The 21,667-nt window shown below is 61.0% G+C and carries 22 protein-coding genes; 10 read left to right on the plus strand and 12 right to left on the minus strand.

Going from position 1 to position 21,667, the window contains the following annotated elements; all coding sequences use genetic code 11:
* Positions 1–7 precede the first annotated feature (7 nt).
* From BOP93_RS14690 to BOP93_RS14705, 4 genes are all read right to left on the minus strand, one after another.
* Positions 8–2,263, minus strand: coding sequence for an Orn/Lys/Arg decarboxylase N-terminal domain-containing protein (locus BOP93_RS14690; protein ID WP_065933533.1), 2,256 nt, complete (start codon positions 2,261–2,263; stop codon positions 8–10).
* A 226-nt stretch (positions 2,264–2,489) separates the two neighbouring features.
* The gene (dnaQ, locus tag BOP93_RS14695) at positions 2,490–3,230 is read right to left on the minus strand and encodes a DNA polymerase III subunit epsilon (protein ID WP_163001637.1); all 741 of its coding nucleotides are present in this window, start codon (positions 3,228–3,230) and stop codon (positions 2,490–2,492) included.
* A gap of 69 nt (positions 3,231–3,299) precedes the next feature.
* Positions 3,300–3,752, minus strand: coding sequence for a ribonuclease HI (gene rnhA, locus BOP93_RS14700; protein ID WP_057725161.1), 453 nt, complete (start codon positions 3,750–3,752; stop codon positions 3,300–3,302).
* Positions 3,753–3,782: 30 nt separating this feature from the next.
* Positions 3,783–4,541, minus strand: a complete 759-nt coding sequence (locus BOP93_RS14705) for a class I SAM-dependent methyltransferase (RefSeq protein ID WP_104503210.1) — start codon at positions 4,539–4,541, stop codon at positions 3,783–3,785.
* A 65-nt stretch (positions 4,542–4,606) separates the two neighbouring features.
* On the opposite strand from BOP93_RS14705, the gene gloB reads away from it, so the two are divergent.
* From gloB to BOP93_RS14745, 8 genes are all read left to right on the plus strand, one after another.
* The gene (gene gloB, locus BOP93_RS14710) at positions 4,607–5,374 is read left to right on the plus strand and encodes a hydroxyacylglutathione hydrolase (protein ID WP_104503211.1); all 768 of its coding nucleotides are present in this window, start codon (positions 4,607–4,609) and stop codon (positions 5,372–5,374) included.
* Between the two features lie 98 nt (positions 5,375–5,472).
* The gene (locus tag BOP93_RS14715) at positions 5,473–6,873 is read left to right on the plus strand and encodes a transglycosylase SLT domain-containing protein (protein ID WP_065895368.1); all 1,401 of its coding nucleotides are present in this window, start codon (positions 5,473–5,475) and stop codon (positions 6,871–6,873) included.
* Positions 6,874–7,084: 211 nt separating this feature from the next.
* Positions 7,085–8,914 (plus strand): extracellular solute-binding protein, encoded by a 1,830-nt coding sequence (locus BOP93_RS14720; protein WP_104503212.1) that lies wholly within the window; start codon positions 7,085–7,087, stop codon positions 8,912–8,914.
* On the plus strand, positions 8,911–10,749 hold the full coding sequence (locus BOP93_RS14725) for an extracellular solute-binding protein (protein WP_104503213.1): 1,839 nt from the start codon (positions 8,911–8,913) through the stop codon (positions 10,747–10,749). The genes BOP93_RS14720 and BOP93_RS14725 overlap by 4 nt, the downstream gene beginning before the upstream one ends.
* Complete coding sequence (locus BOP93_RS14730; RefSeq protein WP_104503214.1) at positions 10,750–11,826, plus strand: microcin C ABC transporter permease YejB; 1,077 nt, start codon at positions 10,750–10,752, stop codon at positions 11,824–11,826.
* A gap of 1 nt (position 11,827) precedes the next feature.
* Positions 11,828–12,847, plus strand: a complete 1,020-nt coding sequence (locus tag BOP93_RS14735) for an ABC transporter permease (RefSeq protein ID WP_017738565.1) — start codon at positions 11,828–11,830, stop codon at positions 12,845–12,847.
* 1 nt (position 12,848) lies between these two features.
* Complete coding sequence (locus BOP93_RS14740; protein WP_104503215.1) at positions 12,849–14,450, plus strand: ABC transporter ATP-binding protein; 1,602 nt, start codon at positions 12,849–12,851, stop codon at positions 14,448–14,450.
* Positions 14,451–14,468: 18 nt separating this feature from the next.
* On the plus strand, positions 14,469–15,362 hold the full coding sequence (locus BOP93_RS14745) for an AraC family transcriptional regulator (protein ID WP_104503216.1): 894 nt from the start codon (positions 14,469–14,471) through the stop codon (positions 15,360–15,362).
* On the opposite strand, the gene BOP93_RS14750 is transcribed toward BOP93_RS14745, so the two are convergent.
* Together BOP93_RS14750 and BOP93_RS14755 are read right to left on the minus strand one after the other, a co-directional pair.
* Complete coding sequence (locus tag BOP93_RS14750) at positions 15,304–15,891, minus strand: LysE family translocator (RefSeq protein WP_104503217.1); 588 nt, start codon at positions 15,889–15,891, stop codon at positions 15,304–15,306. The genes BOP93_RS14745 and BOP93_RS14750 overlap by 59 nt on opposite strands.
* A gap of 104 nt (positions 15,892–15,995) precedes the next feature.
* On the minus strand, positions 15,996–16,883 hold the full coding sequence (locus BOP93_RS14755) for an NAD(P)/FAD-dependent oxidoreductase (protein WP_104503218.1): 888 nt from the start codon (positions 16,881–16,883) through the stop codon (positions 15,996–15,998).
* Between the two features lie 145 nt (positions 16,884–17,028).
* Here BOP93_RS14755 and BOP93_RS14760 point away from each other — a divergent pair, with 145 nt between their 5' ends.
* The gene (locus tag BOP93_RS14760; RefSeq protein ID WP_104503219.1) at positions 17,029–17,466 is read left to right on the plus strand and encodes an RrF2 family transcriptional regulator; all 438 of its coding nucleotides are present in this window, start codon (positions 17,029–17,031) and stop codon (positions 17,464–17,466) included.
* Between the two features lie 49 nt (positions 17,467–17,515).
* Here BOP93_RS14760 and BOP93_RS14765 read toward each other — a convergent pair whose 3' ends face one another.
* Positions 17,516–18,145: a ribonuclease T2 family protein gene (locus BOP93_RS14765; RefSeq protein ID WP_104503220.1), complete on the minus strand. Its 630-nt coding sequence runs from the start codon at positions 18,143–18,145 to the stop codon at positions 17,516–17,518.
* A gap of 47 nt (positions 18,146–18,192) precedes the next feature.
* A complete protein-coding gene (locus BOP93_RS14770; protein WP_104503221.1) occupies positions 18,193–19,170 on the minus strand; it encodes a Gfo/Idh/MocA family protein in 978 nt (325 codons plus the stop codon).
* Between the two features lie 124 nt (positions 19,171–19,294).
* Here BOP93_RS14770 and BOP93_RS14775 point away from each other — a divergent pair, with 124 nt between their 5' ends.
* Positions 19,295–19,657, plus strand: a complete 363-nt coding sequence (locus BOP93_RS14775) for an NUDIX hydrolase (RefSeq protein WP_104503222.1) — start codon at positions 19,295–19,297, stop codon at positions 19,655–19,657.
* A 311-nt stretch (positions 19,658–19,968) separates the two neighbouring features.
* On the opposite strand, the gene BOP93_RS14780 is transcribed toward BOP93_RS14775, so the two are convergent.
* The 4 genes from BOP93_RS14780 to BOP93_RS14795 all read right to left on the minus strand — a co-directional run bounded on the left by BOP93_RS14780 (position 19,969) and on the right by BOP93_RS14795 (position 21,626).
* Positions 19,969–20,229, minus strand: a complete 261-nt coding sequence (locus BOP93_RS14780) for a hypothetical protein (RefSeq protein WP_104503223.1) — start codon at positions 20,227–20,229, stop codon at positions 19,969–19,971.
* Positions 20,230–20,233: 4 nt separating this feature from the next.
* Positions 20,234–20,680: a GNAT family N-acetyltransferase gene (locus BOP93_RS14785; RefSeq protein ID WP_104503224.1), complete on the minus strand. Its 447-nt coding sequence runs from the start codon at positions 20,678–20,680 to the stop codon at positions 20,234–20,236.
* Between the two features lie 96 nt (positions 20,681–20,776).
* On the minus strand, positions 20,777–21,106 hold the full coding sequence (locus BOP93_RS14790; RefSeq protein WP_104503225.1) for a hypothetical protein: 330 nt from the start codon (positions 21,104–21,106) through the stop codon (positions 20,777–20,779).
* Between the two features lie 82 nt (positions 21,107–21,188).
* Positions 21,189–21,626, minus strand: a complete 438-nt coding sequence (locus BOP93_RS14795) for a DUF3995 domain-containing protein (protein WP_104503226.1) — start codon at positions 21,624–21,626, stop codon at positions 21,189–21,191.
* Positions 21,627–21,667 lie beyond the last annotated feature (41 nt).

Here is a 21,667-nt window from a genome sequence, read left to right on the forward strand (position 1 = left end):
ACGTTCCTTAACCTTTGATGCAATCGACGGTGTAACAACGACCACTGCCGTCATCTTCATGTTGCAGCCCATGCACATCAGCGACGAAGCCGGGGAAACTGCTATCGAACGTGCGGGCGAACGCCAGGTAATCGACGATCGAACGCGTTGACTCGGTAAAGCGCTCGCCCGGCATGATCAACGGGATGCCCGGCGGATAGGGCACCAGCATCACGGCTGCGATGCGTCCTGGCAAGGCATCGATGGAAACGGCTTCCACTTCCCCCCTGACCAACTGATCGTAGGCGTCGGCCGGCTTCATCGCGATCTGCGGCAACACCGTGTACATACGCTTGAGGTGCCGGGCTGTCGCATTACTGCGATAGCAACTGTGCAACTGGTTGCACAGATCGCGCAACCCCAGGCCTTGATAACGGACCGGGCCCTGGGCATATACCGAAGGCAGGCAACTGGCCAGGCTGGCATTGGCATCATAGCTGCGCTTGAACTCCAGCAACTCGGTGAGCAAGGTACTCCACTTGCCTTTGGTGATGCCCATCGAAAACAACACCAGGAAAGAATACAGCCCGGTCTTCTCCACCACCAGGCCGCGCTCCCAGAGGAACTTGCTGACCACGGCGGCGGGAATCCCGCAATCGCTCAAGGCGCCACCGGCGTTGAGGCCGGGCATCACCAGCGTGACCTTGATCGGGTCCAGCAGCACATAATCTTCAGCCACGTCGCCGAAACCATGCCAGTCGTCCTGGGGGTGCAGCAGCCAGTCGGCCGTGGCGACCCGGTCGATACCGGCCACCGAGGGTGGCTGCCAGATGGAAAACCACCAATCGTCGGCGGCGATATGCTGACGCAGATTGGCCAGTGCACGGCGGAAACTCAGGGCCTCGTCGAACATTTCCTGCAACAGCGAGCGACCCGCCGGACCTTCCATCATGGCCGATGCCACGTCCAGGGAGGCGATGATACTGTATTGCGGCGAGGTGGAAATATGCATCATGAACGCTTCGTTGAAGCGGTCGCGGTCCAGCTGCCGCGCACCGCCATCCTGCACATGGATCATCGATGCCTGACTGAAGGCCGCCAGCAACTTGTGGGTGGAGTGCGTGGTGAACACCAACGGGCTGTCCGGCGTACGCAACGTGCCCATGCCATAGCGCCCGGCGAAAAACTCGTGGAACGCCGCGTAGGCATACCAGGCCTCATCGAAGTGCAGCACCTCCACACTGTTGCCCAATTGCTGCTTGATCAGTTCGGCGTTGTAGCACAGGCCGTCGTAGGTGGAATTGGTCACCACCGCCAGCTTGACCTTCGCCGGGCGGCCCCGGGCCAGCGGGCTGGCGTCGATCTTGGCGCGGATCGATTCGGGGCTGAACTCACTCAAGGGGATGGGGCCGATGATCCCCAGTTCGTTGCGTTCCGGGCACAGGTACAACGGGATCGCGCCGGTCATGATGATCGAATGCAGCACCGACTTGTGGCAATTGCGGTCCACCAGTACCAGATCGTCGCGGCCTACCATGGAGTGCCAGACGATTTTGTTGGCGGTGGAGGTGCCGTTGATCACGAAGAACGTATGGTCGGCGCCGAAATTGCGGGCGGCGCGGGCTTCGGCTTCGGCCAGCGGCCCGGTGTGATCGAGCAGCGAGCCCAGTTCGGGGACGGAAACAGACAGGTCCGAGCGCAGGGTGTTCTCCCCAAAGAACTGATGAAACGCCTGCCCCACCGGGCTTTTGCGATAGGCCACGCCACCGCCGTGGCCCGGGGTATGCCATGAGTAATTGGAGTCGGCGGTGTGTTGCACCAGGGCCTTGAAGAACGGCGGCAGCAGGCCATCGAGGTAGGTGCGCGCAGCGCGGGCGACCTGGCGCGCCAGAAACGGTACGGTGTCTTCGAACAGATACAGAATGCCGCGCAACTGGTTGAGTTCGCTCATGGCATCAGCCGGGGCGTTTTCCAGGGTGACTTGCTCGCCCAGGGCGAAGATCGGCAGGTTGGGCGCCCTCACCCGCGCCAGGCGGATCAGCTCGACCATGTTCTGCAGCAAGTGGGTGTTTTCCCCGGCGCCTTCCGCTGCGATCAGCATGCACGCCAGGCCGTGGTGGGTGGACGCCACCAACCGCCCTTCGGCGTAGTCCACGGCAGAAAAGATACTGAAGCCCTCCTGCTCCAACTCCCTGGCGATGCCGCGAACCCGGTCACCGGCAACGGTGTCGGCCTTGATGTCACGGTGCACGATAAGGACGGGAAACTTCAGGTCTTTGTACATGAGCGCGCCTACTCCTGAGGGCTTGCACTCAGGGTAGAGGCTGGAAGCGAATGTGGCGAATGAAGATTTCGAAGACAGTCGGGATCAACTGTTGATGCTGATCGTTCCCACGCTCCGCGTGGGAATGCCGCCTTGGACGCTCTGCGTCCGCTCTTGACGGCGTGACGCGGAGCGTCACAGGATGCATTCCCACGCAGAGCGTGGGAACGATCGTAGGGTGCCAGGATTATTGTTGCGTCAGTTGGGTCCACAACGCCGGTGCGCCGGCCGCCTTGGCAATCGCTTCCAACCGCGCGACATGCTCGGCCAGATCCTGCTCGCTGGCACGGATGACAGGCGTGGGCCTGCGGTCTGCCGGCAGGCGACGGATCTCCGAGGGGCGATTGCCCGAGCCTTCCGCCGAACCGCTGCCATCGGTTGCATTACCGGCCAGCGACAGGCTGGTCTGCCCACCAGTCATGGTCAGGTAAACGTCAGCCAGGATCTCGGAGTCGAGCAAGGCGCCGTGCAGTTCACGCCCGGAGTTGTCGACGCCATAACGCTTGCACAAGGCATCAAGGCTGTTGCGTTGGCCGGGGTGACGCTCGCGGGCCATCATCAAGGTGTCGAGGATCGAGCAGTGCCGGGAAATATCCGCTCGGTCCATCTGCCCCATCAGGGCAAATTCATTATTGATGAAGCCGACGTCGAACGCCGCGTTATGGATGATCAGTTGGGCGCCGTTGATGAACTCGAAAAACTCATCGGCCACTTCGGCAAAGCGCGGCTTGCCCTTGAGGAATTCGTCGGTGATGCCGTGGACGCCGATCGCGCCTTCGTCACTGTCGCGGTCCGGTTGCAGGTAGACGTGGAAGTGACGACCGGTCAGGCGGCGCCCCATCAGTTCGACACAACCGATTTCGATGATCCGGTGACCATCGGTCACCGGCATGCCGGTGGTTTCGGTATCGAGTACAACGGATCGGATGGCCATCAGGGTTCAGCTCTCAACGGTGTAGTGTGTTCAAGGGGCGCGATGTTAACACGTCAGCCGGCATCAGCTCTGCTTGTAGCCGCGCACTTCATCCACGCCACGGTTGGCCAGTTGGTCGGCACGCTCGTTGCCTGGATGGCCGATATGCCCGCGCACCCATTTCCAGGTGATGTCATGGCGGTTGCATTGCTCATCGAGCAATTGCCACAGGTCGGCATTCTTGACCGGCTCCTTGGACGCCGTTTTCCAACCGCGCTTCTTCCAGTTGACCATCCACTCGTTGATGCCCTTCATCACATATTGCGAGTCGGTCACCAGCAGGACGTTGCAGCGCCGCTTGAGCTCTTCGAGGCCACGAATGGCGCCCATCAGCTCCATGCGGTTGTTGGTGGTATTGGCTTCGCCGCCCCACAACTCCTTCTCCACGCCCTTGCACACCAGCAATGCGCCCCAGCCGCCGGGGCCGGGGTTGCCCTTGCAGGCGCCATCGGTGAAGAGTTCTACACTATCGGTCATCGGTTATTCGGCCTGAATCAAAATGAGGTTTTACGGTTGACGTTGTTCGCGGTTGACCTTGGCCAGCGGCATTGGCACCAGCTTGCCGAGCGGTTCGCGGCGCACTTGCTGCACCGGGCGCAGCCCGACCACGATCTTGCGTGCCACCAATAAATAGAAGCCGCCACCCGACAGTTGCCAGGCGCCTGCGCGGCGTTCCCAGCCAGCGAGGCGGCCCTGCCACTTGGCGGACGCAAGCGGCGGACGATAGCACCCGAAGCGGCGTTTCTCCAGCGCGAAGCCCAGCAGGTTCAACCAGTCGCCGACCCGCGAAGGCGCAATGCAACGCGCCTGGCGCAAACCGTCATGGGCGAACAGGTGGCGCAGGCCCCAACTGCTCCAGGGGTTGATGCCAATAATCAGCAAATGGCCACCCGGGCGCACGCTGCTCGCGGCTTCGCGCAATAAACCGTGGGGAGACAGGCAGAAATCCAGGCCGTGCTGCAGCACCACCACATCGGCGGCGTGTTCGCTCAACGGCCAGGCCTGCTCCTCGCAGACGATTTCCACGCCCGGCAACGGCGCCCCCAGGCGTACATTGCGTTGCACCTGCGGTGCGCACGGCGGCGACTCGGCCGAGGGGCCGTAATGCACCAGGTAGCCGCCAAAGAACCGGCCCAGCTCGTCTTCGAGCATGCGCCGCTCTTCATCCAGCAGCAATTGCCCCAGCGGCCCGGACAGCCATTCGCGGGCGGCACCGATCAGAGCCAGCCACTCGGGATCGGCCTGGGCGAACGCTTTATCAGTCATTGCATTCTCCAATTCGCCTAGACGTTCTAAGATGCACCAATGTGTTCAGCTTGGCGAATCGAAGAATGATACAGATCAGTGCCCTGCCCGCCTTCACCGATAACTACATCTGGTTGTTACAGGATGAGCAAACCCGACGTTGCGCCGTGGTCGATCCCGGTGACGCCGCGCCGGTCATCGCCTGGCTTGAGCAGAACCCTTCCTGGGTACTCGGCGACATCCTGGTGACTCACCATCACCATGATCATGTCGGCGGTGTCGAGCAACTCAAAAAACTCACCGGCGCCAAGGTCTACGGCCCCGCGAACGAAAACATCCCGGCCAGGGACGTCGACTTGCAGGACAACGACCGCATTACCGTGCTCGGCCTGGACTTCGCCGTGTACGCAGTGCCCGGCCACACCCTCGGCCACATCGCTTATTACCATCAAGGCGTGTTGTTGTGCGGCGACACGCTGTTTGCCGCCGGTTGCGGTCGCCTGTTCGAAGGCACGCCGGAGCAGATGCATACCTCGCTTGAGCGCCTGGCCGCCCTGCCCGCTGACACCCTGATGTACTGCACCCACGAATACACACAAAGTAACCTCAAGTTTGCCCAAGCCGTGGAACCGCATAACACCGACATCGCTGAGCGGGTTGCGCAAGTCGCTCAGTTGCGGGCGCGTGGCGAGATGACGCTGCCGTCCAACCTGGCGCTTGAAAAACGCACTAACCCTTTCCTGCGCACCTCTGAAACATCCGTTAAACAAAAAGCGGACGAACGGAATGGACGCGACAACCGCTCTGGGGCCGAGGTGTTTGCTAGCTTGAGGGCCTGGAAAGATAAGTTCTAAGCCGAAGCGATCTGATACGAAATTTCTGAATGGTTGACCGGAACCAAAGCGCTTTCTAGAATCGCCCGACATTTTTGCCCGGAACTTACTTCCAGCCAATGTCGTCATCTATTCGTAAATCCATTTCTTCAGACGCATTGACCCGCCTGGCTCAAGCCGTGGCGGTGGCCGTTTCCGCAACTCTGGCGGGCTGCCAATCGACCCATTACGCTGCACAATCCACCGTGCAACCCAAACCCAATCTTGCTGCCAAGATCAAGCAAAAACCTATCTGGCTCTCAGAGAAGCCCAGCCCCGAAGTGCCCCAGGATGTCTGGGAGCGCATGCGTCGGGGCTTTCAATTGCAGGACGGTGTCGGCGTCAACCCACGCATCGAGCAACAACGCCTGTGGTTCGCCAGCAACCCGTCCTTCCTGGAAAACGCCGGGGAACGCGGCAGCCTCTATATTCATTACATCGTCGAACGCCTTGAAGAACGCAACATGCCCCTGGAGCTGGCGCTGCTGCCAGTGATTGAAAGTGCCTACAACCCAATGGCCTATTCGCGCAGCGATGCGGTCGGCCTGTGGCAGTTCATCCCCTCCACCGGGCGCTACTTCAACCTGCGCCAGACCCGCGCCTACGATGGCCGCCGCGATATCACCGCCTCCACCACCGCCGCCCTGGACTACCTGACCCGTCTGCATGACATGTTCAACGGCGACTGGCTGCTGGCCCTGGCGGCCTACAATGCGGGGGAAGGCACGGTCAGCCGGGCCATCGAGCGCAACGAGAAGCTTGGCCTGCCGACAGACTACTGGAACCTGCCCCTGCCCCAGGAAACCAAGGACTACGTGCCCAAGTTCCTGGCGCTGTCCCAGGTGGTGCTGGCCCCCGAGGCCTATGGCGTCAACCTGAACCCGATCGCCAACACGCCGTATTTCGAAGTGGTTGAAGTCAAGCAAAGCATGGACCTGTCCCGGGTCGCCGCGCTGGCGGAAATCGATGAAGACGAGCTGTTCCAGCTCAACCCGGCCCTGAAACAACGCACCACCCTGGATGGGCCCCAGCATCTGCTGGTGCCCACCTCCAAGGCGCAACTGCTCACCAGCACCCTGTCGATGATGAAGCCCGAAGAGTTGTTGAGCATGCGCCCGAAAAAGCCGGTGTTCGACGAAGTCGAGACCAAGACGGTTGCCGGGCGTACCCGCAGCTACAAAGTGCGCAACGGCGACAACCTCACGCTGATCGCCAAGGCCAACAAGGTCGATGTGCACGACCTGCAGCGTTGGAACAAGCTCAACGGCCAGGCCCTCAAGGTCGGCCAGACCCTGGTGATGCAGGACACGCGCAAAGCCGCCGCGAAAAAGCCGGTGCAGTACAAGGTCAAGAAAGGCGATTCGCTGTACATGGTCGCCAAGCGCTTCAATGTCGAGATGCAACACCTCAAGCGCTGGAACCCGCGTACCGGCCAGGCATTGAAGCCTGGGCAGATGCTGGTGGTGTCAGGCCCGCGCTGAGGCCTCAGAAACACCGAGGAACTCATGTGGGAGGGGGCTTGCCCCCGATTGCGGTGGGTCAGTCAGCCCGTCTATTGACTGACCCACCGCTATCGGAGGCAAGCCCCCTCCCACATTGGATCTTCAGTGTTCTCAGCAGCCTTTTTCCATCCGGAACAAGCTGTTACTGTACCGATCATAAAGCCCAAGCCGCCCGGATCGGATCTCTGACTTGAAGCGTCCCCTCCTTCTACTGATAAGTCTGGCCTTGAGCTTTGCGGCGAACGCGACGATTACCGAGAGCCACGGTTACGCGCAGTTCGGCACGCTCAAGTACCCGGCCAAATTCACCCATTACGATTGGGTAAACCCTGCAGCGCCCAAAGGCGGCACACTGCGGGTGATGGCCTTTGGCACGTTCGACACCCTCAACCCCTACACCTTCAAGGGCTCCAGCCCGGTTTCCACCCCCAACTTCCTGCAGTACGGCGTCAACGAGCTCAACGAGCCGCTGATGGTCGGCACCGGCCAGTACGCGCCGTCCGGTGACGAGCCGACGTCCAGCTACGGCCTGATTGCCCAATCGGTGGAATACAGCGAAGACCGCAGCTGGGTGGTGTTCAACCTGCGCCACGAGGCGCGTTTTCACGACGGCACGCCGATTACCGCCGACGACGTGGCATTTTCCTATCGCACCCTGTTGACCGAAGGCCACCCGCAGTACCGTACCCACCTGCAGGAAGTGGCGCGGGTCGATGTGCTCAATCGCCATCGCATCCGCTTTGTCTTCAAGCGCGCCGGCAACCCGCTGCTGATCCTGCGCCTGGGCGAGCTGCCGGTGCTGCCCCAGCATTACTGGAAGCATCGCGACTTCAAGGCCACCACGTTCGAACCGCCACTGGGCAGCGGGCCATACCGCATCAGCAAGGTCACCCCTGGTCGCCAGCTGGTGTTCGAACGGATCAAGGATTACTGGGGCAAGGACCTGCCGGTCAACCAGGGTTTATATAACTACAACAAGGTCGAGGTGGAGTTCTACCGCGACAGCGACGTCGCCTTTGAAGCCTTCAAGGCGGGCGAATTCGACATTTATATCGAGCACCAGGCCAAGAACTGGACCACCGGCTATAACTTCCCGGCAGTGAATCGCGGTGAGGTCATCAAGGCGCAGATCGCCCACCGGATTCCCACCCAGAGCCAGGGCCTGTTCATCAACAGCCGGCGACCGGCCTTCAGCCAGACCAGGGTGCGCGAAGCCCTGGGGTTGATGTTCGACTTCGAATGGACCAACCGCACCCTGTTCAGCAGCGCCTACAAACGCGCCTTGAGCTATTACCCCAACAGCGAGTTCTCGGCCACGGGCGTGCCGGTCGGGCACGAGTGGCTGATGCTTTCGCCCTACCGCGAGCAACTGCCGGCCAACCTGTTCACCCAGGCCTTCAGCCTGCCGCAGACCGACGGTCGCGGCATCCCGCGTGAAACCCTGCGCCGTGCCCTGGCCCTGCTTGGCGAGGCCGGGTGGAAGCTGTCCGGCCAACGCCTGCTGAACAAGGACGGGCAACCGCTGCGCCTGGAAATCCTGCTGGTCAATCCGAACCTGGAGCGCATCCTGCAGCCCTATGTCGAGAACCTGATCAGTATCGGCATCGACGCGCGCCTGCGCACCGTTGACCGCGCACAGTACAAGCAGCGCCTGGATCAGTTCGACTTCGACATGGTCCTGGTCACCCTCAACCAGACCCTCAGCCCAGGGCTGGAACAATGGCAGTATTTTCATTCCAGCCAGGCCACCATCAAGGGCAGCAAGAATTACGCGGGCATCGCCAACCCTGTGGTCGATCACCTGCTCGAACAACTGCTCGCGGCACAGACCCGCGAAGAACAGCTGGCTGCCGGTCGCGCCCTGGACCGGGTGCTGCTCTGGCAGCACTACAGCATTCCCAACTGGTACCTCAACTATCATCGCCTGGCGTACCGCAACCGGTTCGCCTTTGTCACCACGCCGCCCTACAGCCTGGGCTTGAGCGCGTGGTGGCTGAAAGCTTCGGAGAAAGCCCAATGATGTCCTTGCGCAGTACTGTATTGGCCGGCCTGTTGCTGTGCGGCGCGGCGCAGGCCGCCCCGCAACATGCGTTGACGCTCTATAACGAGCCCCCCAAGTACCCCGCCGACTTCAAGCATTTCGACTACGTCAACCCCGACGCCCCCAAAGGCGGCACCTTCCGCGAATCGGCCATGGGCGGCTTCGACAGTCTCAACCCCTACATCAGCAAAGGCGTACCGGCGGACAATCTGCCGCTGATCTACGACACGCTGGCGATGCAGAGCCTGGACGAGCCCATTACCGAATACGGCCTGGTGGCCGGCAAGATCGAGAAGGCCCCGGACAACAGCTGGGTGCGCTTCTACCTGCGCCCCGAGGCACGCTTCCATGACGGCCACCCGATCCGCGCCGAAGACGTGGTGTTCACCTTCCAGACCCTGATCAAGGACGGCACCCCGCTCTACCGCACCTACTACGCCGACGTGGATGAAGTGGTCGCCGAAGACCCGCTGCGGGTGCTGTTCAAATTCAAGCGCACCAACAACCGCGAGCTGCCACTGATCCTCGGGCAATTGCCGGTGCTGCCCAAGCACTGGTGGGCCAACCGCGACTTTTCCAAAGGCAATCTGGAAATACCGCTGGGCAGTGGCCCGTACAAGGTGGCCGAGGTCAAGGCCGGGCGCATGATTCGCTACGAGCGGGTCAAGGACTACTGGGCCAGGGATCTGCCGGTGGCCAAGGGTTTCTATAACTTCGATAACCGCATCACCGATTATTACCGCGACAGCACGGTGTCCCTGGAAGCCCTGAAAGCCGGGCAGTTCGACTATTGGCTGGAGTTCAGTGCGAAAAACTGGGCCAACGCCTACAACATTCCGGCCGTGGCCCAGGGTCGTTTGATCAAGGAAGAAATCCCCAACGGCAACCCCACCGGCATGCAGGGTTTCGTGTTCAACACGCGCAAACCGATGTTCCAGGACGTGCGGGTACGCAAGGCCATCAGCCTGTTGCTGGATTTCGAATGGAGCAACAAACAGCTGTTCAACGGCGCCTACACGCGCACCCGCAGTTACTTCGAGAACTCGGAAATGGCCGCCACCGGCCTGCCCGGCCCGGATGAACTGGCCATTCTCGAACCGCTGCGCGATAAAATCCCCGCCGAGGTCTTCACCCAGGCGTTCGAACCGCCCAAAACCGACGGCAGCGGCATGATCCGCGCGCAGCAGCGCCAGGCGTACCAGTTGCTGCAGGAAGCCGGCTGGAAGATCGTCGATGACAAGATGGTCGACACCACCGGCAAACCGGTGACCATCGAATTCCTGCTGGCCCAGACCGAGTTCGAGCGCATCCTGTTACCGTTCAAGCGCAACCTGGCCGACCTGGGTATCGACCTGGTGATTCGCCGGGTCGACGTGTCGCAGTTCGTCAACCGCCTGCGCTCAAGGGATTTCGACATGCTGGTCGGCAGCTTTCCGCAATCCACTTCACCGGGTAATGAGCAGCGTGAGTTCTGGAAGTCGTCCAGCGCCGACAAACCGGGCAGCCGCAACTACATGGGGCTCAAGGACCCCGCCGTCGATCAGTTGGTCGAGCAGCTGATCGACGCCGACTCGCGCAAAAGCCTGATCGCCCACGCCAGGGCACTGGACCGCGTGCTGCAGTTTGGCTACTACGTGATTCCCAACTGGCACATCAAGACGTTCCGTGTGGCGTATTGGGACCACCTCGGCCACCCGAAAGTCTCACCGCGCTATGACGTCGGCACCGCCACCTGGTGGGCCAAACCCGACGTCAAACCGGCGGTTCCCCTGGACACCACGCAAAGCGCCGAAGCGGCGAGCGGAGGCGATTGAATGCTGGCCTATATTGTTCGTCGCCTGTTGCTGATCATCCCCACGCTGTTCGGGATCCTGCTGATCAACTTCGTCATCATCCAGGCCGCCCCGGGCGGTCCGGTGGAGCAGATGATCGCCAAGCTCGAAGGCTTTGACGGTGCCACCAGCCGCATTGCCGGTGGCGGCGCCGAAGTCTCGGTGGCCGGCTCCAGCAGCTACCGTGGCGCCCAGGGCCTGGACCCGGCGCTGATCAAGGAAATCGAGAAAATGTACGGTTTCGACAAGTCGGCACCGGAACGCTTGTGGATCATGGTCAAGAACTACGCCCGGCTGGACTTCGGCGACAGCTTCTTCCGTGACGCCAAGGTCATCGACCTGATCAGGGAGAAGATGCCGGTGTCGATTTCCCTCGGGTTGTGGAGCACTCTGATCATGTACCTGGTGTCGATCCCCCTGGGCATCGCCAAGGCCACGCGTCACGGCAGTCACTTCGATGTGTGGACCAGCTCGGCAATCATCGTCGGCTATGCGATCCCGGCGTTCCTGTTCGCCATCCTGCTGATCGTGGTGTTTGCCGGCGGCAGTTACCTGGACTGGTTCCCCTTGCGCGGGCTCACGTCGAACAACTTCGACGAATTGAGCTGGGGCGGCAAAATTCTCGATTACTTCTGGCACCTGGCCCTGCCCGTGACCGCCCTGGTGATCGGCAACTTCGCCACCATGACCCTGCTGACCAAGAACAGCTTTCTCGACGAGATCAACAAACAGTACGTGGTCACCGCCAAGGCCAAGGGCCTGACCAACCACCGCGTGCTCTACGGCCATGTGTTTCGCAACGCGATGCTGCTGGTGATCGCCGGTTTCCCCTCGGCCTTTATCGGTATCTTCTTTACCGGCTCGTTGCTGGTGGAAGTGATCTTCTCCCTCGATGGCCTGGGCCTGATGAGCTTTGAAGCGGCGATCAACCGCGACTATCCGGTGGTGTTCGGTACGCTGTTTATCTTTACCCTGCTGGGGCTGATCGTGAAACTGATCGGCGACCTCACCTACACCCTGGTCGATCCGCGGATCGACTTCGCCAGCCGGGAGCATTGAGATGAACCTGTCCCCCCTCAATCGCCGCCGGTTCGAGCGGTTCAAGGCGAACAAGCGTGGCTGGTGGTCACTGTGGCTGTTCCTGATCCTGTTCGTGCTGAGCCTGGGCGCCGAATTGATTGCCAACGACAAGCCCCTGGCCGTGCACTTTGACGGCGACTGGTATTTCCCGGCGCTCAAGCGCTACCCGGAAACCACCTTCGGCGGCGAGTTCCCCCTGGAAGCCAACTACAAGAGCCCGTATATCCAGGAACTGCTCAAGGCCAAGGATGCCTGGACCTTGTGGGCTCCGATCCCGTTCAGCTACCAGAGCATCAACTACGACCTGAAAGTGCCGGCCCCCGCGCCGCCGTCGAGCGTCAACCTGCTGGGCACCGATGACCAGGGCCGCGATGTCCTGGCGCGGGTCATCTACGGGTTTCGCGTATCGGTGCTGTTCGCGTTGACGCTGACCGTGCTCAGCTCGATCATCGGCGTGATCGCCGGCGCCCTGCAGGGTTTCTATGGCGGCTGGGTGGACCTGGCCGGGCAACGCTTCCTGGAGATCTGGTCCGGGTTGCCGGTGCTGTACCTGCTGATCATTCTCGCCAGCTTCGTGCAACCCAACTTCTGGTGGCTGCTGGGCATCATGCTGTTGTTCTCGTGGATGAGCCTGGTGGACGTGGTGCGTGCCGAGTTCCTGCGAGGGCGCAACCTCGAATACGTGCGCGCGGCCCGTGCGCTGGGCATGCAGAACGGCGCGATCATGTTTCGCCATATCCTGCCCAATGCGATGGTCTCGACCATGACGTTCATGCCGTTCATCCTCACCGGCGCCATCGGCACCCTCACCGCCCTGGATTTCCTGGGTTTCGGCCTGCCGGCCGGCTCACCGTCACTGGGCGAACTGGTGGCCCAGGGCAAATCCAACCTGCAGGCGCCGTGGCTGGGCATGAGCGCGTTTGCCGTGCTGGCGATCATGTTGAGCCTGCTGGTGTTTATCGGCGAGTCCGCTCGCGATGCCTTCGACCCGAGGAAATGAGATGAATCAGGACAATCTGATCGAAATCCGCGACCTCAGTGTCGAGTTCGTCACCGGCGAGCATCAGCATCGCGTGGTCAATCACGTCAGCTTCGATATCAAGCGCGGCGAAACCCTGGCCCTGGTCGGCGAAAGCGGCTCGGGCAAATCGGTGACGGCGCATTCGATCCTGCGCCTCTTGCCCTACCCTCTGGCGCGGCACCCGTCCGGTACCATCAGCTACGCCGGTCAAGACCTGCTGACGCTCAAGGAAAAGACCCTGCGGCACATTCGCGGCAACCGCATCGCGATGATCTTCCAGGAGCCGATGACCTCGCTGAACCCGCTGCACTGCATCGAAAAACAGATCAATGAAGTGCTCGGCCTGCACAAGGGCCTCACCGGCAAGGTCGCCACCCGGCGCACCCTGGAACTGCTGGAACTGGTGGGCATTCCCGAGCCGCACAAACGCCTCAAGGCGCTGCCCCATGAACTCTCCGGAGGCCAGCGCCAGCGCGTGATGATCGCCATGGCCCTGGCCAACGAGCCGGAACTGCTGATTGCCGATGAGCCGACCACGGCCCTCGACGTGACGGTGCAACTGAAGATCCTGGAACTGCTCAAGGAACTGCAGGCGCGCCTGGGCATGGCGTTGCTGCTGATCAGCCACGACCTGAACCTGGTCCGCCGGATCGCTCACCGGGTGTGCGTGATGCAACAGGGCTGCATCGTCGAGCAGGCCGACTGCGAGACGCTGTTCCAGGCGCCGCAACACCCTTACACCCAGGAACTGCTGGCGGCCGAACCCAGCGGCGGGCCGGCCGGCAATGCCGTGGGGCCAACGCTGCTGGAAGTGGACGATCTGAAAGTCTGGTTCCCGATCAAGAAAGGCTTTTTGCGCAACACCGTCGATTACGTCAAGGCCGTGGACGGCATCAACTTCAGCCTGCCCCAGGGGCAGACCCTGGGCATCGTCGGCGAAAGCGGCTCGGGCAAATCCACCCTGGGCCTGGCGATCCTGCGCTTGATTGGCAGCCAGGGCGGGATTCGCTTCGAAGGCCAGCAGCTTGATCGGCTCACCCAGCAACAGGTACGCCCGCTGCGCCGGGAAATGCAGGTGGTGTTCCAGGACCCCTTCGGTAGCCTGAGCCCGCGCATGTGCGTCAGCGAGATCGTTGGCGAAGGGTTGCGCATTCACAAGATGGGCACGCCGGCCGAGCAGGAAGCCGCGATCATCGCCGCGCTCAAGGAGGTTGGCCTGGACCCGCAATCGCGGCATCGCTACCCCCATGAGTTTTCCGGTGGCCAGCGCCAGCGCATCGCCATTGCCCGCGCCCTGGTGCTCAAGCCGCGCCTGATCCTGCTGGACGAACCGACGTCGGCGCTGGACCGTACGGTGCAACGCCAGGTGGTGGAACTGCTGCGCGGCTTGCAGGCCAAGTACAACCTGACCTACCTGTTCATCAGCCATGACCTGGCGGTGGTCAAGGCGCTGAGTCATCAGTTGATGGTGGTCAAGCAGGGCCAGGTCGTGGAGCAAGGGGATGCCGCGACGATTTTCGCCAACCCGCAACATGCCTATACTCGGCAATTGCTGGAAGCGGCCTTTCTGGCGCCCGCATAACAGGCAGGAGCTACCGCCATGTCGTTGAACAGCCCCGCTCACCCTGCGCATGCGCCGCGTTTCTGGCGCGACGAGCGTCTGCCGTTCATCGAGGCGCGCACCATTGCCGATGGGCGCAAGGTCACCTACACCCGCCACGCCCATGAGCATTTTTCCATTGGCGCTATCACCGCCGGGCGCAGCTATTACCACTATGGCGAACAGACCTTCGTGATCAGCGCCGGCACCGTGGTGTTGATGAACCCCGGCGACGTGCATGCGTGCAATCCCATCGAAAACGAGCATTGGTCCTACCATATGCTCTATCTCGACACGCCCTGGTTGACCGACCTGCAGCATCAGCTGGGGTTCAGCACCGACCAGGGTTACCGTGCGTTCAACACGCCCCATACGCGGGACACCGCGTTGTACAACGGCTTGCTGGCGCTGTACCGGCTGTTGGTGGATGAACGGGCCGAACTGCTGCACAAACAGAGCGCGCTGGTGGGCTACTTCAGCGAAGTGCAGCAACGCCTGAACCCTTCCCTCACCCCCATGCGCGAGGTCAATCACAAGCTGGAGCGGGCTGCCGACTACATCCGTGAACACTGTACCGAGGCCTTGAAGCTCGAGGACATTTGCCTCGCGGCCGAGCTGTCGCCGTCCTACCTGATCCGCGCCTTCAAGCACTATTACGGGCTGACGCCCCATGCGTTCCTGGTCAACCACCGCATCCAGTTCGCCCGCACTCAACTGCGCAATGGCGCGCTGATCGCCGATGTCGCCCTGGCCGCAGGCTTTGCCGACCAGGCGCATTTCCAGCGTGCGTTCAAGCAGCATTTCGCCGCCACGCCCGGGCAATACCGCGAAACGCTCAAGCCATCAGCAAATAACCCACACTGGCCACCAGCAACGCGGCCATGGAGCGGTTGAAGACTCTCACACCCTTGGGATTGCGCAGGTAGCGCCGCAGAAAGGTTCCGGCGTAGGCCCAACACGCCACCGACAGGTAGCAGATCACCAGGTAGAGTGCCGCAAACAGCAACACCTGCCCGGCGTCGCCATCGCCCACAAACAATCCCATCCCCGCCACACACGCCAACCAGGCTTTCGGATTGAGCCACTGCATGACCGCGCCGTACAGCATCGACGGCGCTGTGGCGCTGGCGTCGGCGTCCAGGCGGCCATCGTCCACGGCAAGTTTCCAAGCCATATACAGCAGGAACGCCACACCACCCCACTGGATCAACTGGGTCAGGATCGGCCAGCGCAGCAGCACTTCATGCAACCCCAGGCCGATCAGCACCAACAATAAGGTGAAGCCGACGGCTGCACCGAACACGTGTTTCTGGCTGGCGACAAACCCGAAACGCGCACCGGCACTCAAGGCGACCACATTCACCGGTCCCGGCGTGATCGACGTGGCCAGGGCAAAGGCAGCCATGGAAAGAGTCAAGCTCATTGCAGTTCCTTATGTGATGCCAAACGAAGTCGGGATCACGATAAAGAGATAAAGGTTCAGCGTATTGAACAAAATGACCTTTTGCCTCGTAGCAGCGCGCCCAATCAGCCCTGACTGATCAACGAAAAATGCGCCCCCACTCCGGCGCGCACGCCCTCGGCGACGGCCAGTGCCACGGAGCCAGCAGCCAGGGAGGTATCACCGCAGGCAAACACACCGGGCACGGAGGTCTGGCGGGTTTCGTTGGTGTGCAGGTATGGCCCGGTGGAACCATCGGCCAGCTCACATCCCAGTTGCTGCGCCAAGGCGCTGATGCGGGTGCGCGACATCGTGAAGATCCCGTCGAGATTGAATACCCGGCCGTCGTGCAATTGCAAGTCGGCGCGCTCACCCTGGACGCGGCGTACGCGGCCACTTTCCACGCTCACCCCACGCCGATCCAGCTGCGCCTGTTGCTCGGCGTCCGGGGTGAAGACACCGTCGGTGAACAAGGTGGTAGCGCCCCAATCCGGCAACATCAGCGCGTGGTGCATCGCCAGGGCAGACGTGGCCAACACACCTATACGGCCTTGGTCCAGCTCATAGCCATGGCAATAAGGGCAGTGAAACACGCGCTTGCCCCAGCGCTCCGCCAAGCCCTCGATGGGAGGCAACTCGTCCACCACGCCGGTGGCCAGGATCAAGCGCCTGGCCTTGAACTCCCCGCTGCCTTCAGTACGCACACTGAATCCGTCAGGCTGTGCAGTGGCCACCATGACGAAGTCCTGCACCCAGGTCACGCTCGGATACTCCATCAACTGGCTGCGACCTTCGGCGGCGATGGCCTCCGGCGTCTGCCCGTCCTGGCCGAGAAAGCCATGGGATGTCGCCGCAAACCGATTGCGCCGCTGGCCCGCATCGATCACCAGCACGGTGCGTCGCGCCCGCGCCAGTTGCAGGCCCGCGGACAGGCCAGCGTAGCTGCCGCCCACAATAATCACGTCGTATACCATGAAGGTAGCCTCGCATTGAGTGCGCAAAGATTGTCTCCACGCTTTCAAGACACACCATAAGTTACATGAAATTAACGCGTCAAGCTTCTCGCAACTTTTCAGGTTACGGACGATACTTTGCGCAGAATCGATTGGGGATGACTGGATGAGAAACGACACCCGGCTTTCGCGCATGCTGCACGTATTGATCCACATGGGACGCCATGAAGAGCGAGCGACGTCGCAGACCATTGCTCAGATGCTTGGCACTAACCCCGTAGTGGTGCGACGCACGCTCGGCCTGCTCAAGGACAAGGGATACGTATGCTCGGAAAAGGGTCACCAGGGTGGCTGGACCCTGGGCAAGCCTTTGGGTGAAATCACCTTGCTGGAGATTCACAACGCCTTGGGTACGCCGTCGATCTTTGCCATCGGCCTGTCCACCGACCACCCACAATGCCTGGTCGAACAGGCCGTCAACGCGGCATTGACGGACGCCTTCGCACAGGCCCAGGCCCTGCTTTTGAAGCGCCTGGGCGATGTGACCCTTGCGCAGTTGGCAGACGATTTCGATGAGCGCTATCGGGTCGCGATGCAGCCTTGAAAAACGCCGTTGCTCTGCATAGCTCCCATCCGACGGTGTTCAAGCCTGCTCAGCGCTGGGTGGGGATGCGAATATCGCCATCCCGGCACTGGCTTTTCACACTGCGCGGACAACCGGCAAAGGTCAGGTCCTTGGTCAGGCATACCCGCACCTCAGACAGCACTTTGCCTTTGCAGATGACGGCCATCCCGTGGCTGCCCATGCGCGGGTTGCTGTCGCGAAACAGTGCCTCGATTTCGCTCGCCGATAATGATGGCGGCGTATTGAACGGCTGCAATTGTTGCGGAATGACAACCGCGCCCAGCGCCGTATCGGACTTTTCCAGATACTCCATCGGCTCAAGCCCGCTGCAGGTGCCATGTTTGGCCCATTCGTGCTTGAGTAACGCACGCGTGGGGAACAGCGTGGCGCCCTTGTCGATCGCTTCATCGCTCAACGGCGACTGCGGCGCACAGGAGGCTGGCCACCCGCCCTTGGCGTACTGCGGCCATAATCCATGCAGTACGAACCCATAGCCCTTGCCCGAACACTGTTCATTGTTCGGGTGCGTCAGGCAAAACGTTGGCGACCATGACAGCGACAACACATAGAAATCAAACTCCCCCGCCAGCCCTTGACTGCGCGGCGCCGCCGTCGCGCCAGTAACGATCAACAGCCACAACAGCATCCAGTATTTCATCGCGACATCCTTCTCAATAAAAGTGAAGCATCACGCTATCGCGACGATTAAGGGTGTTGGGAGTAACGTTGTAATACCTTGTCGAGGATGCGATCGGTCTTCAACGCCTCGATCGCCAGCGAAGGGTGTTTGGCCTCGCCACGAATATGGGCATTCATCGCGAGTACGTGGTGCCATTGGATATGCGCGTGGCAAGGCACCTCCAGCACCTCGTCGGTCTCGCCTTCGAGGCGCAGCGGCTGGTCTTCGAATACCGCAAATGTAATGCGCCCGCGGCTACCGATCAGTTCGACCCGGTCTTCGCGGCGGTCTGCGACGAAGTTCCAGCAGCCCATGCCCAATGCGCCGCTGGCAAAGGTCCAGCACGCGGTAACCGCATCCTCCGCCGCATAGCGCCCGGCCTGACGCGCGGTAAAGCCCGAGACCTCGACGATATCGCCCGCCAGGTACTGGAACAGGTCAAAGCCATGGCTGGCCAGGTCGGCAAAATAACCACCGCCGGCAATGGCCGGATCAGTGCGCCAATTCCCTGGGTTGGTATCTGCCGGCGCCGCGGGCTTGCACAGGGTCCAGGTCAGATGACGCAACTCGCCGATACGGCCTTCCTTCACCCAGGTGCGCACCTGCTGGAAGCGCGGTAATGAGCGCCGATAGTAGGAGACAAACAGATACAGCCCGGCGCGCTCGAAGGTGCGTTGCATCAGCGCACTCTGTTCGGCGTTCAACGACATCGGTTTTTCGACGCAGCAGTGTTTGCCTGCCGCCGCCACCATCAAGCTGTATTCGAGGTGGCTGTCGGGTGGCGTGGCGATGTACACCGCGTCCACCTCCGGGTCGTCGATCAGGGCCTGGGCATCTGTATAAAAGCGGGCAATGCCATGGCGTGTCGCATAATCGCGCGCGGCCTCCTCACGGCGCCCCATTACGGCCACCAGGGCCGAACCTGGCGCTTTGTAGAAAGCGGGTCCACTCTTCAATTCGGTCACACTGCCACAGCCGATCATGCCCCAACGTACGGTGCTCATCTGCCCTCCTCGTTCATTTCGTCAATCGGGCAGTATCCACATACACGCTGCGGCGCGCCATAACCACTTAGCATGACAATTGCATTACACTTTTATGACATACATCCCGTAGCAGGTATAAACGATGAAAATACGGGCCACAGTCATCTGCGAACACGAAGGGCACATCCTCTTCGTGCGCAAGGCCAGATCGAAGTGGGCATTGCCGGGCGGCAAGGTAGAGCGCGGCGAACGCCCGGTGGGCGCCGCGGAACGCGAGCTGGAAGAAGAGACCGGGTTAAACGTGGACAGCCTGCTGTACTTGCAGGAGCTGAAGGCCCGCGACACCCTGCACCATGTGTTCGAGGCCTCGGTGGTGAATGTCGACGAGGCACGACCGTGCAACGAGATCGTCGAATGCCAGTGGTACGCCTACGGCGTACTCGACGAACTGGACACCACCGACGCCACGCGGCACATCGTCAAGTCGTTTCTGCGCCGCCTCTGATGCGGCGGTCTGACTGATAAGGGTTGCCGCTGCGGTAGTGCGAAGATCAAATTACAAGCAAAAAAAATCCCAAGTAGCTGATGGAAACTTGGGATTTAAAAATGCATAAACCGTGGGAGGTAAACGCCCGGCTATAGTAGCGGCTGTAAAATCGGCTCACAAGATTATTTTATTCCTTTCGTCGGATTAAACCGTTGTAAGTCGTTCAATAACCACATGTTTTTTAAGGTAAGAGGGCTATCGACGCCACTTTTTGGTGCAAGTTAGCGCTGCTGTACCGAACTTATCCACTTATAAATAAAGGTTATTATTTATTCCACTTTTACACTTTTCAAAAACTCGATATTCAATTGCCTGCACGCCGCGTCGAGTTCGACAGAGGTTGAAGTGGCTGCACCGGCGACCCGCTTCAGATGCAGGCACAACGCTAACTGCTCGGCGGCGGCTTCACGCTGGCGGTCGGCCTCCGCGTTGAGTTGTACGAAATAGACACCCAGCAGCGCCGCAATCGCCAGCACGCCCACTACGAAATTGCGCAAGCTATTGGATGACTCAGGGACTGGGGTGCTCATGGGATCAGCGCGCCCTGCTCTTTTCATAGCGAACGTCGTCACCTTCTGCACTGCCGCTCTTCACCCAACCCACGCGCTGATAGAACCCGTTGGCGCGGATCCCATCGCGCCCATCGGTGAACAGATACGCGCGGTCGTGATGTTCGAATAATGCGGCCTCGGCCTCGGCCATCAACTGCCGTCCCAGTCCCAGATTCTCGTAAGTGGGCAACACGAACATCGCGAACACCTCGCCAGCCTCCAGGTCGACCATGGAGAAGGCGGCCGCTTGTCCGTCCACTTGCGCGACCCATGCACACCGGGCTGCGCGCAGGGTGTCGGCCAGTACCTGCGGTGTGATTCCCAGGTCGACCATCTGCTCAACACTCAGGTGGTTTTGCACCACAGAAGTACGGATTGAAATGAGCGTGTCGAGGTCATCGACGGTCGCCGCTCGAATAAGCACCTGCATACACGCCTCCTGATCAAGGTCGCGATTGTATGCAAATACATACACGGTATTTGTCGTGGATTTGTAAACCGCCCCGCGCAAACCTGCGCAAGACGCTTATTTGCGCGCCACTTTATAGCGCAGGCAGTCCTGGTAGAAGCTCTGGCGAATCGCCTCGGGTTTAAGCCGTGAGCGGCTGTCATAGGTTTGCTCGGTAATGCCCATGGCCATCATGCGCATCCACGATTTGTTGAACTTGAGGGTCTGGATCTTCTGCCGCGCTGCGTACAGCGACACCCCTGAAAGCTTCAGTTCCTGAGCCCTGGCGGCCGTGCCCGCGCCCCAGCTGCACATATATTTGTCGCCCTCGCGCAGCTCCCGGGCCTGCACGGCTGCCGCGCCGCCGGCCAGTGAGCAAGCAATCAGCATGATTCCAACAGTGCGCATGGGCTTTCCCACCTAACCACCTGAAAATAAAAGCGATTCTGGCGAGAATTTTGTTACAGAGGGGCCATCAGATTGCCTTATCTCATGCCCACGCCACTATCAGTAAGCCGGCACCCAACACCAGGCACAGCGGCGAATAAAAGTAGGTATCCAGCCGGGCGAACCTTGAGCCCACCACCTTCTTGAAGAACCCCACCAACTCGGAATCCCCGATTGCCCTGGCAAACATCACCACGGCAATCGCGCTGATCCCCCATTGCAGCGCGCCATGGGATACCGGCGAAAAATACAAACCGGCGCGCAGGCAGACCAGCAGCGCAATCGCCACCAATCCCATCGCCACCAGGAACGTACCCAGCGCCGAGGGCTTGAACGCCGGCCTTGGCCCGCCGGCGAATTCGCCAGGCAATTGCGGAATGGCGGCCAGGCTGCCGCGTTTGCCGCCGGCAGCCCAGTACAAATGCACCATGCTGATGCAGGTGAAAATCCCGACGATCCAGCGCGCAACAGCAAAGCTCATGGCGGGCGCTCCCCAGAAAATGTGGGATGGAGCATAGACGT

The organism is Pseudomonas orientalis (assembly GCF_002934065.1).
In the GTDB taxonomy this organism is placed as follows: domain Bacteria; phylum Pseudomonadota; class Gammaproteobacteria; order Pseudomonadales; family Pseudomonadaceae; genus Aquipseudomonas; species Aquipseudomonas orientalis_A.

Excerpts from the sequence above, each read along its gene's own strand:
- BOP93_RS14690 (WP_065933533.1), bottom strand. The coding sequence starts at position 2,263 with ATGTACAAAGACCTGAAGTTTCCCGTCCTTATCGTGCACCGTGACATC.
- rnhA (WP_057725161.1), bottom strand. The coding sequence starts at position 3,752 with ATGACCGATAGTGTAGAACTCTTCACCGATGGCGCCTGCAAGGGCAAC.
- BOP93_RS14705 (WP_104503210.1), bottom strand. The coding sequence starts at position 4,541 with ATGACTGATAAAGCGTTCGCCCAGGCCGATCCCGAGTGGCTGGCTCTG.
- gloB (WP_104503211.1), top strand. The coding sequence starts at position 4,607 with ATGATACAGATCAGTGCCCTGCCCGCCTTCACCGATAACTACATCTGG.
- BOP93_RS14715 (WP_065895368.1), top strand. The coding sequence starts at position 5,473 with ATGTCGTCATCTATTCGTAAATCCATTTCTTCAGACGCATTGACCCGC.
- BOP93_RS14725 (WP_104503213.1), top strand. The coding sequence starts at position 8,911 with ATGATGTCCTTGCGCAGTACTGTATTGGCCGGCCTGTTGCTGTGCGGC.
- BOP93_RS14730 (WP_104503214.1), top strand. The coding sequence starts at position 10,750 with ATGCTGGCCTATATTGTTCGTCGCCTGTTGCTGATCATCCCCACGCTG.
- BOP93_RS14735 (WP_017738565.1), top strand. The coding sequence starts at position 11,828 with ATGAACCTGTCCCCCCTCAATCGCCGCCGGTTCGAGCGGTTCAAGGCG.
- BOP93_RS14740 (WP_104503215.1), top strand. The coding sequence starts at position 12,849 with ATGAATCAGGACAATCTGATCGAAATCCGCGACCTCAGTGTCGAGTTC.
- BOP93_RS14745 (WP_104503216.1), top strand. The coding sequence starts at position 14,469 with ATGTCGTTGAACAGCCCCGCTCACCCTGCGCATGCGCCGCGTTTCTGG.
- BOP93_RS14750 (WP_104503217.1), bottom strand. The coding sequence starts at position 15,891 with ATGAGCTTGACTCTTTCCATGGCTGCCTTTGCCCTGGCCACGTCGATC.
- BOP93_RS14755 (WP_104503218.1), bottom strand. The coding sequence starts at position 16,883 with ATGGTATACGACGTGATTATTGTGGGCGGCAGCTACGCTGGCCTGTCC.
- BOP93_RS14760 (WP_104503219.1), top strand. The coding sequence starts at position 17,029 with ATGAGAAACGACACCCGGCTTTCGCGCATGCTGCACGTATTGATCCAC.
- BOP93_RS14765 (WP_104503220.1), bottom strand. The coding sequence starts at position 18,145 with ATGAAATACTGGATGCTGTTGTGGCTGTTGATCGTTACTGGCGCGACG.
- BOP93_RS14770 (WP_104503221.1), bottom strand. The coding sequence starts at position 19,170 with ATGAGCACCGTACGTTGGGGCATGATCGGCTGTGGCAGTGTGACCGAA.
- BOP93_RS14775 (WP_104503222.1), top strand. The coding sequence starts at position 19,295 with ATGAAAATACGGGCCACAGTCATCTGCGAACACGAAGGGCACATCCTC.
- BOP93_RS14780 (WP_104503223.1), bottom strand. The coding sequence starts at position 20,229 with ATGAGCACCCCAGTCCCTGAGTCATCCAATAGCTTGCGCAATTTCGTA.
- BOP93_RS14785 (WP_104503224.1), bottom strand. The coding sequence starts at position 20,680 with ATGCAGGTGCTTATTCGAGCGGCGACCGTCGATGACCTCGACACGCTC.
- BOP93_RS14790 (WP_104503225.1), bottom strand. The coding sequence starts at position 21,106 with ATGCGCACTGTTGGAATCATGCTGATTGCTTGCTCACTGGCCGGCGGC.
- BOP93_RS14795 (WP_104503226.1), bottom strand. The coding sequence starts at position 21,626 with ATGAGCTTTGCTGTTGCGCGCTGGATCGTCGGGATTTTCACCTGCATC.